At 60.7% G+C, this 17063-nt stretch carries 19 protein-coding genes; 10 read left to right on the top strand and 9 right to left on the bottom strand.

What is annotated here, in order from left to right; translation table 11 throughout:
• Nucleotides 1-39: 39 nt before the first annotated feature.
• Entirely contained in the window at nt 40-1779 is a 1740-nt protein-coding gene (gene leuA, locus NKJ77_RS03785) for a 2-isopropylmalate synthase (protein WP_502902098.1), read from the bottom strand.
• A 596-nt stretch (nt 1780-2375) separates the two neighbouring features.
• Between leuA and NKJ77_RS03790 the strand changes: the two genes are divergently transcribed.
• Entirely contained in the window at nt 2376-2600 is a 225-nt protein-coding gene (locus tag NKJ77_RS03790) for an RNA-binding protein (RefSeq protein ID WP_352534275.1), read from the top strand.
• On the opposite strand, the gene NKJ77_RS03795 is transcribed toward NKJ77_RS03790, so the two are convergent.
• A complete protein-coding gene (locus NKJ77_RS03795) occupies nt 2597-3073 on the bottom strand; it encodes a hypothetical protein (RefSeq protein WP_352534277.1) in 477 nt (158 codons plus the stop codon). The two genes, NKJ77_RS03790 and NKJ77_RS03795, sit on opposite strands and share 4 nt — an antisense overlap.
• A 13-nt stretch (nt 3074-3086) precedes the next feature.
• Nucleotides 3087-4223, bottom strand: coding sequence for a HigA family addiction module antitoxin (locus NKJ77_RS03800; protein WP_352534279.1), 1137 nt, complete (start codon nt 4221-4223; stop codon nt 3087-3089).
• A 111-nt stretch (nt 4224-4334) separates the two neighbouring features.
• On the opposite strand from NKJ77_RS03800, the gene NKJ77_RS03805 reads away from it, so the two are divergent.
• The 6 genes from NKJ77_RS03805 to NKJ77_RS03830 all read left to right on the top strand — a co-directional run bounded on the left by NKJ77_RS03805 (nt 4335) and on the right by NKJ77_RS03830 (nt 8671).
• Complete coding sequence (locus tag NKJ77_RS03805) at nt 4335-5213, top strand: IS1 family transposase (RefSeq protein WP_352534281.1); 879 nt, start codon at nt 4335-4337, stop codon at nt 5211-5213.
• 213 nt (nt 5214-5426) lie between these two features.
• Nucleotides 5427-5636 (top strand): hypothetical protein, encoded by a 210-nt coding sequence (locus NKJ77_RS03810; RefSeq protein ID WP_352534283.1) that lies wholly within the window; start codon nt 5427-5429, stop codon nt 5634-5636.
• A gap of 33 nt (nt 5637-5669) precedes the next feature.
• Complete coding sequence (locus NKJ77_RS03815; protein ID WP_352534285.1) at nt 5670-6287, top strand: Fic family protein; 618 nt, start codon at nt 5670-5672, stop codon at nt 6285-6287.
• 121 nt (nt 6288-6408) lie between these two features.
• Nucleotides 6409-7575 (top strand): ATP-grasp domain-containing protein, encoded by a 1167-nt coding sequence (locus NKJ77_RS03820; RefSeq protein WP_352534287.1) that lies wholly within the window; start codon nt 6409-6411, stop codon nt 7573-7575.
• 5 nt (nt 7576-7580) lie between these two features.
• Complete coding sequence (locus NKJ77_RS03825; RefSeq protein WP_352534289.1) at nt 7581-8357, top strand: esterase family protein; 777 nt, start codon at nt 7581-7583, stop codon at nt 8355-8357.
• Nucleotides 8357-8671 (top strand): nuclear transport factor 2 family protein, encoded by a 315-nt coding sequence (locus NKJ77_RS03830; RefSeq protein WP_031197571.1) that lies wholly within the window; start codon nt 8357-8359, stop codon nt 8669-8671. Before NKJ77_RS03825 ends, NKJ77_RS03830 begins: the two co-directional genes overlap by 1 nt.
• Nucleotides 8672-8681: 10 nt before the next feature.
• On the opposite strand, the gene NKJ77_RS03835 is transcribed toward NKJ77_RS03830, so the two are convergent.
• Entirely contained in the window at nt 8682-10217 is a 1536-nt protein-coding gene (locus tag NKJ77_RS03835; protein ID WP_352534291.1) for an MFS transporter, read from the bottom strand.
• 146 nt (nt 10218-10363) lie between these two features.
• Between NKJ77_RS03835 and NKJ77_RS03840 the strand changes: the two genes are divergently transcribed.
• Entirely contained in the window at nt 10364-11260 is an 897-nt protein-coding gene (locus NKJ77_RS03840) for a LysR family transcriptional regulator (RefSeq protein ID WP_352534293.1), read from the top strand.
• A 151-nt stretch (nt 11261-11411) separates the two neighbouring features.
• On the opposite strand, the gene NKJ77_RS03845 is transcribed toward NKJ77_RS03840, so the two are convergent.
• The 5 genes from NKJ77_RS03845 to NKJ77_RS03865 form a co-directional block, all read right to left on the bottom strand.
• Entirely contained in the window at nt 11412-12164 is a 753-nt protein-coding gene (locus NKJ77_RS03845; protein WP_023733383.1) for an SDR family NAD(P)-dependent oxidoreductase, read from the bottom strand.
• Between the two features lie 45 nt (nt 12165-12209).
• Nucleotides 12210-13298 carry an AbrB family transcriptional regulator gene (locus NKJ77_RS03850; protein ID WP_352534295.1) on the bottom strand — a complete coding sequence of 363 codons (1089 nt, stop codon included), beginning with the start codon at nt 13296-13298 and terminating at the stop codon, nt 12210-12212.
• A gap of 80 nt (nt 13299-13378) precedes the next feature.
• Nucleotides 13379-13687 carry a putative quinol monooxygenase gene (locus NKJ77_RS03855; protein ID WP_023691624.1) on the bottom strand — a complete coding sequence of 103 codons (309 nt, stop codon included), beginning with the start codon at nt 13685-13687 and terminating at the stop codon, nt 13379-13381.
• Nucleotides 13688-13766: 79 nt separating this feature from the next.
• A complete protein-coding gene (locus NKJ77_RS03860) occupies nt 13767-14546 on the bottom strand; it encodes an SDR family NAD(P)-dependent oxidoreductase (RefSeq protein ID WP_023699699.1) in 780 nt (259 codons plus the stop codon).
• 72 nt (nt 14547-14618) lie between these two features.
• A complete protein-coding gene (locus tag NKJ77_RS03865) occupies nt 14619-15047 on the bottom strand; it encodes a DsrE family protein (protein WP_352534297.1) in 429 nt (142 codons plus the stop codon).
• Nucleotides 15048-15147: 100 nt separating this feature from the next.
• On the opposite strand from NKJ77_RS03865, the gene NKJ77_RS03870 reads away from it, so the two are divergent.
• Both NKJ77_RS03870 and NKJ77_RS03875 read left to right on the top strand, forming a co-directional pair.
• Entirely contained in the window at nt 15148-16242 is a 1095-nt protein-coding gene (locus NKJ77_RS03870; RefSeq protein WP_352534299.1) for a hypothetical protein, read from the top strand.
• 149 nt (nt 16243-16391) lie between these two features.
• Nucleotides 16392-16976, top strand: a complete 585-nt coding sequence (locus NKJ77_RS03875; RefSeq protein WP_352534301.1) for a DUF4272 domain-containing protein — start codon at nt 16392-16394, stop codon at nt 16974-16976.
• The last annotated feature ends 87 nt before the right edge of the window (nt 16977-17063 follow it).

Below are 17063 nucleotides of genomic sequence, written 5' to 3' on the forward strand. Positions count from 1 at the left end.
GGGGGATTTCCGGGCGGAGATACGGCGCCCGGGAAAATATCAGCCGGACTTGCGGCCGATTATCCGGTTGACGGCCGAAACAACGGCTTCCAGCGAGGCGGCGACGATGTTGGTGTTGATGCCGGCGCCGAACAGCTTGCCGCCGGGATATTCCATCTCGACATAGGAAATCGCCGAGGCATTCGAGCCGCGCTGGAGCGAATGTTCGGAATAATCAAGCACCGACATGTCGACGCCAACATGACGCGACAGCGCATCGACGAAGCCGTCGATCGGGCCGGTGCCGGAGCCGGCGATGGTCGTCTCCTTGCCGTTGTCGAGGATCACCGCCTCGACCACGCGCCGGCCCTTTTTCTCGGTGTCGGGATAGGTGTGATGGTCGAGGAACTTCAGTCGTGCGCCGGGCTGGTCGACATAGGTTTCGATAAAGCGGTCATGGATGCGTTTTGCCGGCACTTCCTTGCCTTCGGCGTCGGTGATCGCCTGGATCTCCTGGCTGAACTCGATCTGCAGGTTGCGCGGCAGATTGAGGCCGTAGTCGGCCTGCAGCACATAGGCGATGCCGCCTTTGCCCGACTGCGAGTTGATGCGGATGATCGCCTCGTAGCTGCGCCCGACATCGGCCGGATCGATCGGCAGATAGGGCACTTCCCAGACCGGCGTGTTGGCCTTCTTCAAGGCCTTCATGCCCTTGTTGATGGCGTCCTGGTGCGAGCCGGAAAAGGCGGTGTAGACGAGTTCGCCGACATAGGGATGGCGCTCTGAGATCTTCAGCTGGTTGGAATATTCGTAGACATCCTTCATCCGGTTTATGTCGGAGCAATCCAGATGGGGATCAACCCCTTGCGTGTACATGTTGAGCGCCAGCGTCACGATGTCGACATTGCCGGTGCGCTCGCCATTGCCGAACAGCGTGCCTTCGACGCGGTCCGCACCCGCCATCAGGCCGAGCTCGGTGGTGGCGATGCCGGTGCCGCGATCGTTGTGGGGGTGCAGCGAGATCAGCAGGTTCTCGCGGTCGTCCAGGTTGCGGCACATCCATTCGATCCGGTCGGCATAGATGTTGGGCGTCGACATCTCGACCGTCGACGGCAGGTTGATGATCAGCTTGTTGTCGGCTGTCGGCTTCACGATCTCGGTGACGGCGTTGCATATCTCCAGCGCAACTTCGAGCTCGGTGCCGGTAAAGCTTTCGGGCGAATATTCGAAGCGATAACCGCCGCCGGCCTTGGCCGCCATGTCGGTGATCGTCTTGGCCGCGTCGGTGGCGATGCGCTTGATACCGCCGACATCCTTCTCGAAGACGACGCGACGCTGCAACTCGCTGGTCGAATTGTAGAAATGCACGATCGGGTTGGCGGCGCCCTTCAGAGATTCGAAGGTGCGGGTGATGAGTTCGGGACGGCACTGCACCAGCACCTGCAGCGAAATATCAGCTGGCACATTGCCTTCCTCGATGCACCAGCGGGCGAAATCGAAATCGGTCTGCGAGGCCGAGGGGAAACCGATCTCGATCTCCTTGAAGCCCATGTCGAGCAACAGGGCGAACATGCGCGCCTTGCGCTCATGGCCCATCGGATCGATCAGCGCCTGGTTGCCGTCACGCAAATCGACCGAACACCAGATCGGCGCCTTGTCGATGACCTTGTTGGGCCAGGTGCGGTCGGTGAGGCCGACGGTCGGATAGGGCTGGTACTTGCGGGCTGCGTCCGGCATGTGGCCGGCCGCGTGTTTTACGCTTTCGGCTTCGCCGGATCGGATCTCTTCTCGTGCGTTCATCGTCTTGTTCTCCCGGCGGCTCGCGGATCGGTCTTCAGACGGATTGGTGGCGAGCAGCGCCTTACCAGATTTTCGTTCGCTTGATGTGAAGTGCCAATTGAACTGGCCAAGGAGCGTGCGCGTAAGCGGCGGTTCGACCGCCGGGCGCTCCTTCAGCGAACCCGGCGATCGCCGATAAGGCCGAGAAGAAGCAGGGTCGATGCCAGCGCGCGCACGGTCTCGCCGGCAAAGCCGGTCGGACGGGAAGCGACGGAGGAGACGCGGGTGTTCATGGCCGGTTTCATACAGGAGCGACCATGGACAGGCAAGTGGGGCCATTTCCAGGTAGTGGGTCAGTTTGAAATTTGACGGGATACAATATGCATTTCACATATCAGGCCGGCCTCCTATATGCTGACCAGAAAGCATGAGGAGAAGCGTGTGCCCTGGTATGTCAAATCCACGAATCCTGACGGCTCTGTGAATCCGATCTTATGCGATGAGCGCTGGCAGGTGGTCGAGAATTTCAAGGATCAGACCGCCCGTGGCCACGTTCCCATTACCATCGAAGATGCACAGGGTAGGAAAGTGGATCCAGTTTTTTTCGGGATAAGCTAATGCCAGCCGGACCTAAAGCCCCCAAGCGCCCGCGCGACCCGAACCAGTTGGCGAAGTCGATTGTCGCGCTCGCCACCGGCGAGGCCGAAGATAAGAAGCCGCTCGCCAGCGCTCGCAAGGGCGGGCTCAAAGGTGGCAAGGCTCGCGCTAAGACACTGACGCCAGAACAAAGGTCAGAAATTGCGACTGTTGCCGCGCAAGCTCGCTGGAAAAGGGGCGATTAAGCCGCCCCATCCTCTTCGTCGGAAGCCTTCCGCCACTCAACGTCCAGACTGAAATCAAGTTCTGCTTCGATGGGCTCTTCGCTAGGGTTGGAAGCGGCCCAATGATCGAGGTCAAAGCTGAGCTGTACCAACTCGCCAACCACATGCTCGCGGCGACGATTGGTGGAGCGAACCATCTGAGCCCGCGAAGCGTCTTCAATATCAATCCAGAAGAATAAAGTCTCTCCGCCCTGCGGCACGGGCAGCGAGTGATACGCGCGATATGGACGTCCTGTCGTTCTATCAACGCGCATTTCTTCGCGGGCTGCCTGGCTGATCTGTTGCACAAGCAATTTCTTTGGGTCCGCAGGTGCAGGAAGAGCTACCCCGTTTGCTATTGCAAAGTCTGCAATCTTAGCAGGGTCCATTTCCGTCTCTCCGGTCTTTATCCGGTAGAGAGCAATCAATTTTTGAAGTGTCTTTGGGCCGGCCATCGTTGATTGGTTCCTATTGTTCGATTGGATGAATATCGCCCCAACCATCCGTTTCGGCTGTTGGGATAATGTACTCACGAACACTTACGAGATGCTGGCGGAATTTATGATACTGTTCCGTTCTTCGTTGCAGCTGTCCAGCGACAATGCCGGGATGAACTTTCATTGTTCGAGCGAAGCCAATGAGGTCACGCTCAGAAAAATACGGTGCTTTCCGCTTTATGTAGGCATCCATCATCTTCGATGGAATGCAGAACTCGCTGGCAGCCGCATTCGCGATTGCTTCCTGCTGAGCTACGGTTGTTTCCAGTTCCACATGGACATCGCCGCCAAGATCAACGTCCAGCATTGCTCCACCGTTCATGCCGTCACGATTCTTCACGTGCTCTAGCTCATGCCGCAGGACGAAAATAAAGTTGTCGATGCGGTCAAATCTGAGCGTCATTCCGACAACCGGAGATCGTTCATTGAGCCAAAGACATACACCGTCAATTTTGCCACCGGGCAGTCCTTCAACCACTACAAACCTAATGCCGGCTTCGGCGAGGATGCGCGGAACGCGCCGCATATGCTCAGGATGGCCCAAAAGAGGCTTTATGTTCGCGATGGCGAATTCGACAGCTTTTGGCGAGTAAGACCCGACCAGCATTCCCTCGGCAATGGACTTTACCCTGTAGAGCCAAGCCATTTGTGCTGGCGTCGCCTCAATGCTGGTTTGAGTTTTCCGCGCAGCGTGCGGCATAATCTCGGCGTCCTCCAAGCGGTTTACCCCGAAAAATCGGCGTAGCTCTCGCTCAACATTTTCGGTGTCGCGGATGCCTTCAGCTTGAATCCAGCCGCGCTCAATCATTTTCGCCACAGGGAGGTCGCCATATATTTTGGCCCGGTTTGCTCGACCTGGATCGGGACGGGCTTCAATCCTGGCTTTCGCAAGATCGTAGTGGTGCTGAAGTTCTAGGAAGCGCTCAGCCTCGACCCCAAAAACCTCCTCTAATGCGAGGGCCATTTCCGCGCTGACCCGGCTTTGACCGGAAATCAGTTTGTTGATGCTCGTTTCGCCCTTGTCCAAAATGACGGCAAGCGATCGTTGCGACCATCCCCTTTCATTCAAAAGCGCTTCAATCAATTGGCCCGGTGTCCTGTATTCCATGCTTCGCCCCTGTGCCCCCGCACTCTGATTCCGTCTTATAGGCCAACCCGCGCAAAATCGCAAACTGACCTTTATGCTTGACTGTCCTGTAGGAAAGCGTAGTGTGGGCTCATGAACAAGCTCGACACCGCGACCCGCTCCAAAATCCTTCACCTACTTGTCGAGGGCCAATCGATCCGCGCCATCACGCGCGTCATGGGCATGAGCAAAAACACGATTGCCAAGCTCCTGTCGGATGCGGGTGCGGTGTGTGCCGAGTATCAGGACCAAGCCCTTCGCAACCTGACCAGCAAGCGCATTCAGGTCGACGAAATCTGGTCGTTTACCTACGCGAAGCAGAAGAACGTCAAGCTGGCCAAGGCCGCCCCGGAAGGGGCTGGCGACACATGGACTTGGACGGCTATCGATGCCGACACCAAGCTTGTCATGTCGTGGCTGGTCGGCGGGCGCGACAGCGAATACGCAATGAGCTTCATGGACGATCTGTCCCGCCGCCTTGCCAATCGCGTCCAGCTTACCAGCGATGGCCACAGGGCTTATCTGGAGGCTGTTGAAGGCGCATTCGGTGGCGACATCGACTACGCCATGCTGATCAAGCTCTATGGCGCTTCACCTGACAGCGCCAAGGGCCGCTACAGCCCTGCCGAATGCACCGGTGCGCGGAAAGAACGGATCGAAGGCAATCCAGACGTCAAGCATGTCAGCACGTCATTTGCCGAGCGCCAGAACCTAACCATGCGGATGCACATGCGCCGCTTCACTCGCTTGACCAACGGCTTCTCAAAGAAGGTGGAAGCCCACGCCAACGCGGTCGCTCTGCACTTTATGTATTACAACTTCGTGCGCATCCATAAGGCGCTTCGCGTTACCCCGGCGATGGCCGCTGGTGTGACGGGCAAGCTTTGGGAGATTGGCGATATCGTTGCGCTGATCGAAGCAAAGGAAGCTGAGCAGCCGGTCGTGCGCGGCCCGTACAAAAAGCGTGCGTAGCTCTCGAAAAGAGCCGAGTCTGCATTATATGTGGCTAGCAGAACCACTGCGAAGCAGTTAGTGTTCAATAGGCGAACGTACCCGTTCGGGGTCGCGCCGGCCCAAATCATTGAATCGCTCAATGACGACGCGCGAAGCCCGATGGTGTTGGGAGTTGGCGTTCGTAAACTATTTGTGTCCAAAATGCCGGACCAACCGCTTGGGAGAATCACAATGGCCGCTCGCAAAACACTCATGACCGCCGCGCCGGCGCGACCTGAACTTGACAGGTTGCTTGAGGAAGCTCGCCGGGAGGGCGTAACCGATGAACAACTTATCGAACAGCGCGCAAGCTTTGCCTATGGCAATGCGCCTCAAGATTCAAATATCACAAAAGAATCGGCGCGCACTGCGTCCCAAACTGTAAGGTTGCTGCACGCTTAATCCAAACACGCACTCCAGGAGGAGAAGCCCGTTTTGACGGGCTTCTTTTTTGCCATGCTCGTTACTGACAATCAAAATCCTGAGCTTTACCGAGCTCTCTTGGAGAAGAACCTTTTGCGGCAGTACGATCTGCTGACCAATTTTATCGAAATTGGCATCCAACAAGGTCCGCAATCCATCGACAAGTACATGCTATGGGCGTTGAACCACGTGGCTGTAGCGGGCATTTCGCAGTTTGGAGGCCGCTTTCGCGAGGAACCAATCTATGTCGGGAATCATATTCCTCCTCACTTCAACGACGTTCCAGAACTCATGGACAGGTTCATTTCTTTCATTCATGAGAACTGGCACAATCTGACGCCTGCCCAACTGGCGGGGTATGGGCTTTGGCGCCTGAACTGGATTCATCCATTCATAGAAGGGAACGGCAGAACCGCGCGAGCCGTGTGCTACTATCTGCTTTGTGTCCGCACCGGGAACCTACTTCGCGGTCGCAAGATTGTGCCGGAGCGGATACGCGAGAGTCGCGGTCCATATGTCGCGGCTCTTCGCGAGGTTGATCGGATTTGGGCAGCCGGGAATCTAGAGCTTGCGCCGATGGAGGCTTATCTAGCCGAGTTGCTAGAAGCCCAGTTGCTCGACGCGGACTGAATTTCAAACTGACCCACTACCCATTTCCAGCCTTCCCGAGCACTCTTCCCCATGCGTGGCAAATGCGCCAAACTTGCATGAGGCCGAGGTCGCAATGCTTCGCCGTCGGGAGGGGTCATTCATGAATTTCGTTTTCTTCTCGCCGCATTTTCCCGCCAACGGCGCCGATTTCTGCGACCGGCTGAAGAAGGCCGGCGCCACGGTGCTGGGCATTGGCGATGCGCCTTATGAGGCGCTGGACGGCAAGCTGAAGGTGGCCCTGTCGGAATATTACCGCATCGCCGACATGGAGGACTACGATCCGGTGTTCCGGGCGATGGGTCATTTCATCCACAAATGGGGCCGCATCGAGCGCTTCGAGTCCCTCAACGAGCATTGGCTGGAGCTGGAAGCCAACATCCGCACCGACTTCAACATCTACGGAACCAAGCTCGATTTCGTGAAGAATTTGAAGCGCAAGAGCCGCATGCGTGCATTCTTTCGCACGAGCGGCGTCGACACCATCGCCCAGCGCAAATGCTCCGACCGGGCCGGTGCCATGACCTTCATCCGCCGCGTCGGCTATCCCGTGGTGGTGAAGCCCGATTCCGGTTCCGGCGCCTCGAACACCTTCAAGATTTCCAACGCCAGGGAACTTGACCAGTTCTTCAGAGACAAGCCCGAGGACGTGACCTTCGTCATGGAGCAGTTCATCGAGGGGCTGGTGGTGACCTTCGATGGGCTGGTCAACCGTGACGGCGAGGTGGTGCTGGCGGCCAGCCACCGCTACGACCAGAGCATCATGGAAGTGGTCAACAAGGACCGCCACATGAGCTACACCTGCTTTCCCAAGGTCCGACCGGCGATCGAAGAAGCCGGCCGCAAGATCCTCAAAGCGTTCGACGTGCGCGAGCGCTTCTTCCACATCGAGCTGTTCGAAACCAAGGACGACCGCGTCATCGCGCTTGAGGTCAACATGCGGCCGCCCGGCGCCTGGATGACCGATGCGATCAACTACACGTTCGACATCGACGTCTACGCGGCCTGGGCCGACATGGTGGTGAAGGATGCCGCCGGTGGTCCTTATGAGGGCAAGTATTTCACCGCTTATGCCAGCCGCAAGCAGCACCTCCACTATTTGCACAGCCATGAGGACGTGCTAGCCGCGCATCGCGACAAGATCGTCCATCATCAGCCGATAGAAAAGGTTTTCAGCCGCGCTATGGGAAATTACGCCTACCAGATGCGCTCGAAGGACGAGAGAGAGCTGCGCGCGGCCGTCGCCTACATCCACGCGGAAAAGGCTTAGACGCGATGGACATCTCTTATCACAAGGCTTTCTCCGGCAATCTCGGCCGCGACATGGAATACAAGCGCTACGGCCATGCCGGCCGGCCGGTGGTGGTGTTCCCGACCTCGCAGGGGCGGTTCTACCAGTTCGAGGATTCCGGAGGGGTTGGAGCGCTGGCCGAATTCATCGACACCGGCCGCATCCAGCTGTTTGCGGTCGACGGCGTCGATTCGGAATCGTTCTTCAACAAGCATGCCGGCGCCGCCCACCGTATCGGTCGCCACGAGGCTTATTTCCGATATGTGCGCGAGGAGGCGCTGCCGGAGTTTCTGGCGACCGCTGAGCAAGCCAATGGCGGGCGCAAATTAAAGCCGCTGTTCACCGGCTGTTCGATGGGCGGTTATCATTCCACGAACTTCGTCTTTCGCTTTCCCGAACTCGCCAGCGGCGTCATCGCGCTGTCGGGCGTCTATTCGGCGGGCGACTTCTTCGGCAAGGCGCTGGAAGGGGATATCTTCTACAATTCGCCGCTCGACTATCTGCCCGGCATCGTAGACCCAAAACTGCTTGCCCGGCTGAAGTCGCTGAGGATGATCTTCTGCTGCGGGCAGGGCGCCTGGGAAGAGCGGATGCTGGTCGAGACCCGCAGGCTGGAACAGATCCTGCGCGACAAATCCATTCCCGCCTGGGTCGACTATTGGGGCGGCGATGTCAGTCATGACTGGCCATGGTGGCACAAGCAGCTGGTCTATTTCTTCGGCCGCTGGCTGGATGACGATCTGATGCACCGGCTCGATTGATGGCCACACCCGAACCTATCCGCCGCTTTATCGAGGCCACCAATGCGGGTGATAGCGAAGCCGTTCTCGACACGTTCACAGCCGACGCGTCCCTGACCGACTGGGGGCGGTCCTTCCAAGGCCGCCAGCAGATCGCGCGCTGGAACCAGTCGGACAATATCGGCGTGAAGTCCAATCTTCGCATTGTCCGCATCGCCGAGGTCGAGGGCAGCTATCGCGTCCGCATCGCCGTGAAAGGCAATGGCTTCAACGGCGAGGGTGACATGACCTTCGTGCTGGACGGCCACCGCATAGCGAGCCTCGCCATCTCCTGACACGGCTCAGCTATCCTTCCTGGCAAGCCGGCAGAGCAATGGGCTCGTGTTCCACCGCCGAGCCACGGCGCAAGCCGAGGAAGACGACAAGGGCGGTGACGATGGTGATTGCCGCCAGCACGATCAGCAGCCTGTCGAACGCGATCTCATAGGCCTGGACCAGGACCGTGGCTCCGGCACCCGGCAAGTGGGCTGCCGCTTCGCCGATGTTGCCGGTCACCAGCAGCTGCGCGGCGGCGGTTGCATCCAGGGAAGATGCCGTCCCCTGAGCCGCCAGTTGGGCTGCCGTGAAACCCGACAGGACTGCCATGACGATCGCCAGCGCCACGCCTTCGCAAGCGACGCGGGTGGTGTTGAAGATGCCGACCGCCATGCCGGCACGCTCTTTCGGCACGACGCCGACGGCAAGTCCGTCCATCAGCCCCCAGGGCAAGGCGATGCCGAGGCCTATGAGGATCAGCGGCGCCACCAGCGCTGCGACGACAGGCGGTGTCAGGCTCAGCCAGACAAGGCCGCCGGCGGCCACAAGCAGGCCGACACCGCAGATCGTCGCCGGAGCGATCCAGCGCGCTACCTGGCCGGCGAGCAGTGGCAGGATCAACAGCGGTCCCGACAGGCAGATCATCAACTGCCCCGCCTTGATCTCGCTCATCCCCTCGATGCCGATGAAGCGGATCGGCAACAGCACCAGCAGGACGACGAAGCCATAGGCGGGAGCGGCCGCCAGGAACTGGACGCCGACGAACCGGGGAAAGCGGAACAGCGAGAGATCGAGCATCGGCCGGCGCACGCGCCGCTCGACGACGACGAAAGCGGCAAAGCAAAGGGCGGCCGCCACGAGAAGCGCGATCACCAGGGGATCGGTCCAGCCGCTCTGCGGCGCTTGCAGCACGCCGTAGGTCAGCGATGCCAGCGCGATCGTAAAGGTGCCGGCTCCCGCCCAGTCGAGGCCGGTCGCATCCGGATCGCGCGATTCCCTGATGGTGCGCAGGCCGAGCAAAGCGGCTGCAATCGCGAGCACTGCCACCAAGACGAAGATCGATCGCCAGCCGAAAGCATCTATGAGCAGGCCCGACGCTATCGGCCCAAAAGCGAGGCCGATGCCGAAACTGGTGCCGAGGAAGGAGAAGGCGCGCAGCCGCAATGGCCCATCGAATTCCTGGGCAAGAGCGGAGGCGCCGCCGGCAAAGGCGGCGGCACTGCCGAGCCCTTGCGCAGCCCTGAGCACATCGAACCAGACGATATCAGGGGCAAACATCGATCCCAGCGATGCCAGCACATAGGTGGCGAGGCCAACAAGGAAGAGCCGCTTGCGGCCATGATTGTCGGCCAGCGCGCCTGATGCCATCAAGGTGGCGGCGAAGGTCAGCATGAAGGCGTTGGTCACCCAGTTGAGCGCGATCGGGCTGCCGCCGAGGTCGGCCGCAATGCGGGAAAGCGCGACGGCCGGGCCGGTGAAGGTCAAGGGCATTGCCATGGCGGCAAGGCATTCCGACAACAGGACAAGCCATGGCGCGACCGCGCCGTTTGTGGTCTTCGAGGTCATGGATTTCCTATCTGAACCAGGATCCGCCGGCCTGCCGCAAGCTTGCTGCGCCGGTCGTAACGGGAAGATAGGCTCGCGACACTTTGAGAAAAATAGTGTTAAATCTCCAGATATACCGGACTGAAACGCTCGAATGGAGAGATGCGATGGAACGCCTCAATGGGCTCCTGGCCTTTGCCCGCACGGCTGAGTTCGGCAGCTTCATCGCTGCGGGCCGCACGCTCGGCATCTCGGCATCGGCCGTCGGCAAGAGCGTCGCCAGGCTCGAGCAGGATCTCGGCGTAAGGTTGCTTCAGCGCAGCACGCGCCGCATCGGCCTGACCGAAGAGGGCAAGCTGTTCAACGAGCGGGTGCGGCGCATCCTCGACGACATCGACGATGCCGAGGCGATGCTGTCGCGGAGCCGCGAAACACCGCATGGGCGGCTGCGCGTTTCGACGCCGATCGTGACCTATCACCTGCTGTTTCCGGTGCTGTCGGAGTTCATGGCGCGCTATCCCGAAATCGAACTCGACATCGACTTCAATGACCGCATCGTCGACCTCATCGACGAAGGCGTCGACATCGCGATCCGCAGCGGCGACCTGCCGGATTCGCGCCTGGTGGCGCGGCCGCTTGCGCCCTTCCGGCTGCTGTTGTGTGCGGCACCTTCCTATATCGAGCAGCACGGCGACCCGAGCGGGCCGGACGATCTCGTGAACCATTACGGCATACGCTTCCGCTTTCCCAACAGCGGCAAGCTGCAGGGCTGGCCGTTCATCGGCGGCAGCGCCGAGCCGCAGGTTCGCTCGATGCTGACCTGCAACAACACGGAGGCGCTGAAGGGCGCCACGATGGCCGGGCTCGGGATTAGCTCCATGCCCGATTTCCTGGTCCGCGAGGCGCTGCGTGACGGCCTGCTGCGCACGGTGCTGGACGACCATGTCGACGGCCGCGGCCAGTTCCGGTTGCTGTGGCCGTCCAATCGTCATTTGTCGCCGAAGGTTCGCGCCTTCGTCGATTTTCTTCCCGACCGGCTTGCCGCGACGCTGAGCGGCTCTTAGAGGATGATCCCAAAAAGTGGGTACCGGTTTTTGGAAAAGATCATGCTCCAACAAAGGGTTAGATCATGATCAGATTTCAACGAAATCTCATCATGATCTAGTCCTTCGCGGCGCCGAGAGCGACGGCGACAGCAAGGAAAAGCGGCGCTTCTCAGTAGGTGGCGCGGCCGCCGGACAGGTCGAAGGTCGCTCCGGTGGTGAAGGAATTTTCGTCCGACAGCATGAAGGCGATCATCGCGGCAGCCTCTTCGACTTCGACAAAGCGGCCGCGCGGCACCTTGCCCAGCATGTAGGCGACCTGGGCCTCGGTGAGCTGTTCGAGGATGCGGGTGCGGGCGGGCGATGGGGTCAGCGCATTGACGGCGATGTCGTGGCCGGCCAGCTCCTTGCCGAGCGATTTTGTCAGCGCGAGCACGCCGGCCTTGGCGGCGGAATAGGCGGCGGCATTCGGATTGCCTTCCTTGCCTGCGACCGAGGCGATGTTGACGATGCGGCCGTAGCTGCGCGCGATCATGCCGGGCACCAGGCGCTTGCAGCAGTAGAAGACGCCGTTGAGGTCGATGTCGATTATCTGGCGCCAGGCGGCAGGATCATAATCCGCCACCGTCGCTGCCGGTCCGGCGATGCCGGCATTGTTTACCAGCAGATCGACCGGACCAAGCGAGCGCTCGGTTTCGGTCGCGGCGCTGTCGACGGCCTCGATCAGCGATTGATCGCACAGCAAACCCTCGACCCGGCCGAGCGGGGCGAGTTCGGAAACGGCCTTCGCCATGGCGGTCTCGTCCACATCCCAGATGGCGACGCTGGCACCCGATGACAGCAGTCGCCGGGCGACGGCAAGGCCGATGCCTTGCGCGCCGCCGGTCACCACGGCGACCCGGCCTGAGAGATCGACGGCATTCACACGACGGTTCATGTGCACTTTTCCTCTTCCCTGCATATTTGAATCTCAGTCCCTGACGGCTCTCGCCACCAGCCGCGCTATGCTCGGCCCGGCGATGAGCACGACCAGGAAGCGGGCCGACTGCAAGGCCATGACGAAGGATATGTCGACGTTCTGGGCGGCGGCGGCAATGATGGCGACGCTGTCCATGCCGCCGGGGCTGGTCGCGAGATAGGCGGTCAGCGGATCGATACCAAGGACGTGGCTGATCAGCCAGGCTAGCCCGCCGCAAAAGGCGATCAGCACGACGATAGAGCCGACGATCTGCGGCAGCGCCCGTGTCGCATGACGCAGGATCGCCCGGGTAAAATTCAGCCCTATCGACCAGCCGACCATCGCATAGGAGAGCGCCAGCAGCCATGGCGGCAATTGCATCGCCACGCCGAAGCCGAGATGGACGATGGTGCCGATGATGAAGGTGCCGAGGAAGAAGGGTGACGGCAGCCGGCACAACCGGCCGAGCAGGCCGCCGACCAGCGCCACGCCGAGCGTGGCGGCAAAGGCTGCCGGTTCGATCGGCGGGAACCAGACGATGGCTGGTACCTCGATGCCCGAAGTGTCGACCCACATCTTGGCGACGAGTGCTGCCGTCATCGAGACGAAGATGACGCGCAGATACTGCATGAAGGCGACGAGGCGCTGATCGGCGCCGAAGGCACCGGCCATCAGCACCATGGCAGTGGCAGCACCCGGCGACGAGCCCCAGACCGCGGTGGTGCCGGGCAGGATGCGCCAGCGGCTGATCAACCAGCCAAGCAGGCTGGACGCCGCAAGGGTCGCCAGCACCACGACAAGGACCAGCGGCCATTCCTTGTAGAACACCGAAAAAATGTCGACCGAGATCGACGCCGCGACCAGACAGCCGACCAAGGCCTGGGCGGCGGCGAACAGCGGCCGCGGCACGCGCACCGTGGCGCCATTGGTGCCGGCAAGGATCGCCGCCAGCATCGGGCCGATCAGCAGGGCCGCCGGCAGTGCGGCGTATTCCAGCGCGCCGGCGAACAGCAGCGAGACGATCAGCAGCACCAGCCATTGTCGGACCGGACGCATGCCCGCCATGCGTTCGACGGCCGGTTGGTCTGGCGAAGAGTCCATGTTTGGGTCTTAGACCTGGAAGAGAAAAATGCGAACGCTGTCTCGGAAGAAATTCACGACCCCGACCCCGCGTTGGGATGTCACTCGTTTTTGATGGCGGGCAGGCCGAAACCGCCGGCCGGATGGGTCTCGACCTGGAATTCGAAGCCGGCGATGATCGGCCGGGCCTTGGCGATCGCTGCCTGGACTTCCGGCAGCTGCAGCGAAGCCTTGTGGCTTGCGGCGTCGGTCCACACTTCGGTCACCCAGATCGCGTCGGCATCGGCCGGGTCGCGGGCGATGACATAACTCAGGCAACCCGGCATGGCGCCGGTCGAGGCGAGCAGCACATCCATGATCGCGTCGCGCTGGCCGCGCGCCGCCCGCATCTTTCCGATCAATCCGTACATTGCCTCTCCCCTTTCTTCCAACCTCAGCAAACGTGCGCACGACATGCATGGTTGCGAGACGCAGTATGCAATTGCCGGCTCACGGCATCAACTGGCCACCGTTCACCTCGATGACCTGACCGGTGATGTAGCCGCTCAAAAGATCGGAGGACAAGAACAGATAGGCGCCGACGCAGTCTTCGGCCGTGCCGGCACGCCCTTGAGGAATGGTGGCGACCATGCCCTTCATCTGCTCGTCGGTGGAATAGCGCTCATGGAAGGGTGTCGCGATGGTGCCCGGCGCCACCGCGTTGACGCGGATGCCGAAGCCGATCAGTTCCTTGGCCATGCCGCGCGTCACATTGGAGACAAAGGCCTTGGCCGAACCGTACAGCCCGGCGCCGCCGCCAGCGCCATTGCGCGCCGCGATCGACGAGGTGTTGACGATGAAGCCGCCCTGCTTCTTCAGCCATGGCATCGCCTTGCGCGAGGCCGTCAGCACCGAGCGGGCGTTGAGGTCCATCACCGCGTCGTAGTGCGCCTCGGTCTGCTCCGCATAGGGCACGCGGCCGAGCATGCCGCCGGCATTGTTGATCAGCCCGTCGAGCCGCCCGAATGTTTCGGCGCTCTCCTCGACTACCCGCTCGACATCGGCTGCCTGTGAGAAGTCGCCCTGTGTCAGGAACACCTCACCGCCGCTGTCGCGGATGTTTTTGGCCAGCGTTTCTGCGGCCTCCCGGCTCGAATTGTAGTGCAGGGCGACCCGGCATTTCTGGGCGGCGTAGGCCAGTGCAAGGGCGGCACCGATGCCGGTCGAAGCGCCGGTGACCAGCACCACCTTGCCGGCAAGATCGGGGATGACGAGGGTGGTCGCAGTCATGAGCACTTTCCTTCGGGCTGTTTGCCACCCTTCGTAGGCTCTCATGGCCTTCGCGTTCAAGCCCGTGGCGGCTCAGGGCCGGAGATAGGCGTAGCCCTGGCGCTGCAGTTCGGCGAGCTTGACGACGCCGCCCTTGTCGGCGGCGTGGAAGCCCTCGAGCAGGTCGGCAAGCGTGATCTCAATGCCTTGCATGGTGTTGCCGCAGGCATGCGGCTCAAGGCCCTGCTGGACAAGGCCGGCAAAGCGTCCCGAGATCGCCGCCGATATGCCTTTCGACTTGAAGCCGGCGAGGGCCGGACCATGCACGACCAACACGATGTCGACATTGCCGCCGGTGCCTTCATAGTGGTTCTTGATGTTGCCGAGCACGAAGTTGACCTTATCGAGGTCGCTGAGGTGATAGGCGACCTTCGGTCTGTCTTCGGCGGCGGCGGCCCGGCTCAGCCCGAACAGGCCGGCGGCACCGGCAAGGCTGGCCCGGAACATGTCGCGTCGACGCATGGCATCCTCTCGGCTTGGCGCTCCCCGCAGATTGCGTGGCTGCGGCCATGATACTAGCATAAATTCACGTTACGTCCTGTCGATGCGAGGAGGGGGTCACATGGCGTTCAGGAAGTGGAAGGTTGTTGCCAGCGCTGGATTTGGCGCCGTGCTGCTCGGCGCGCTTGCGGGTTCCGCCTTTGCCGACGATGCGCTTAAATTACCCGAACTCAGCCCGAATGGCGCCGATGCCTGTTTCGGCCGCGTCTATGATGCGGCGCACCTCAAGGCGCATCCAAAGCAGAAGGTGGCGCGGATCTTCTTCCTCTATGGCCATGATCCGGTGAGCCATCCGAACGAAGAGCCGATGGCAAACGCCGACACCTCCTACAACGGTTTTCTCACCACCACGGTGCGCGGCGACAAGGCGCCGCAATGGGCCGGCGGCTGGTGCAATCACCAGTCCGAGGACGGCAAGTCAGGTCCGATCCGCTGCGGCATGGACTGCGACCGCACCATGGCGTCGCTGAAGCTCGATGACAAAGGCCGCCTGATCCTCACCGACGTCTCGTCCGATCTCTATCTCGACGCCGGATCGGAGGACGAACTGGGCGAAGCCGAATATGACCGGCAGGCGCTGGGCTCGGAGGACGATAATTTCCGTCTCGACCCGATGCCGGCTGCAACCTGCCAGGCTGAATTCGCCAAGATCGACCCGATCGATCCGGCGCTTGGGGCTCCCTTGCGCGAGCGACTGAAACCGGACCAACCCTTCTGCTTCGGGCGAGACTACGATGCCGCGCATCTCTCCTCGCATCCCGACCAGGTGACGCAGTCGATTCGCGTGTTCCGCGGGCCGGTCGAACTCGCCTCCTTCGCCTCAGGCGATGTCGCCAACTGGCCCGACGGCTCCGATGTCGCCGTTTCGGTGACCACCAGGAAGAACGGGACGAAGGTCACGCAGACCTATTCCTGCCAGGGTGAAGCGGATCAATGGCGCTGCGCGGCCAGTTCGAAGATGAGCAACTTTTCCTGCGATATCGCGCAAAAGGAAATCTTCCTCAAGCGCGGCGCCAACGGCACCATGATGCTCGCCAATCCCAACAGCAGCCTGGCGATCGTCGATTTGTGCTCGAAGACGGCGGATGGCAAGACGAAGTCGGACGACAAGGTTTACCGGTTGGAGGCCATGCCGCAGTCGGCGTGTGCGCGTTAGCCACTTTAGCAGCCATTTGGAAATGAATATGATGCGTCGCAGCTTTCTTGGTTTTCTGACTTCCTTGGCTTTCATCGGTTCCGCCAACGCTGAAGGCGAGGCTGAGGCTCGCAAGGCGGCCTCAACAGGCACAGTTGAAGAAGGAGGGCGTGCCGTTCATCGACCATTTGCCGACGATCGAAACCGAAGCCGAAAGTCGGCGACGAACGAAGGACGAGGTGGTTAAACGCGCCATCGCACTGGTGATCGTGGCCGTCACAGCGGAGACCAATGATCGAAATCTTTTAGGCAACTTGATCAGCCAGTTTGGAGCCGAAGGGTTTTTTACGCCCAAAGAGCAAGCGTTTGTCGGTAACCCCGTTGCAACCGAGCAAGATCGCGCAAATTTTAGCTGGCGCTATGAAGGGGCTTTCGTAATGTTGTGGGCGTTGCAAGTCTTCAAAAACCTTGGGCGTCCAGACAAGCCTTGCGATGTGTCGCGTATGGTTTCGGTGTTGCGTGACCTCGACACGGAAGGGCTGCTCAAGCGGGCCAATTTGCGCCCGCAAAGCGAGCTTCTCGATGCTGCCGATCTGATCTATCGGTACAATTGGGCTGTGATGGATGCGCGGGTGAATGGGAAAGCCGCGCCGGCAGGATTGGAACGAGACGTGGTTGTCGAACGTCATTACGCGCTCAATTGGCTGATTGGGTATATGGGGCAGGAATGGGATGACATCTCGACCGACACATGATGAGCCGATCGCAAGCGGGTGCTACCTTGGATCGGACTTCGCTTGCCGAGTTTGGATTTGACGAACTTAGACGGTTCGCCTGACTAC

The sequence above is a fragment of the Mesorhizobium sp. M0052 genome, from assembly GCF_040323255.1.
GTDB lineage: Bacteria > Pseudomonadota > Alphaproteobacteria > Rhizobiales > Rhizobiaceae > Mesorhizobium.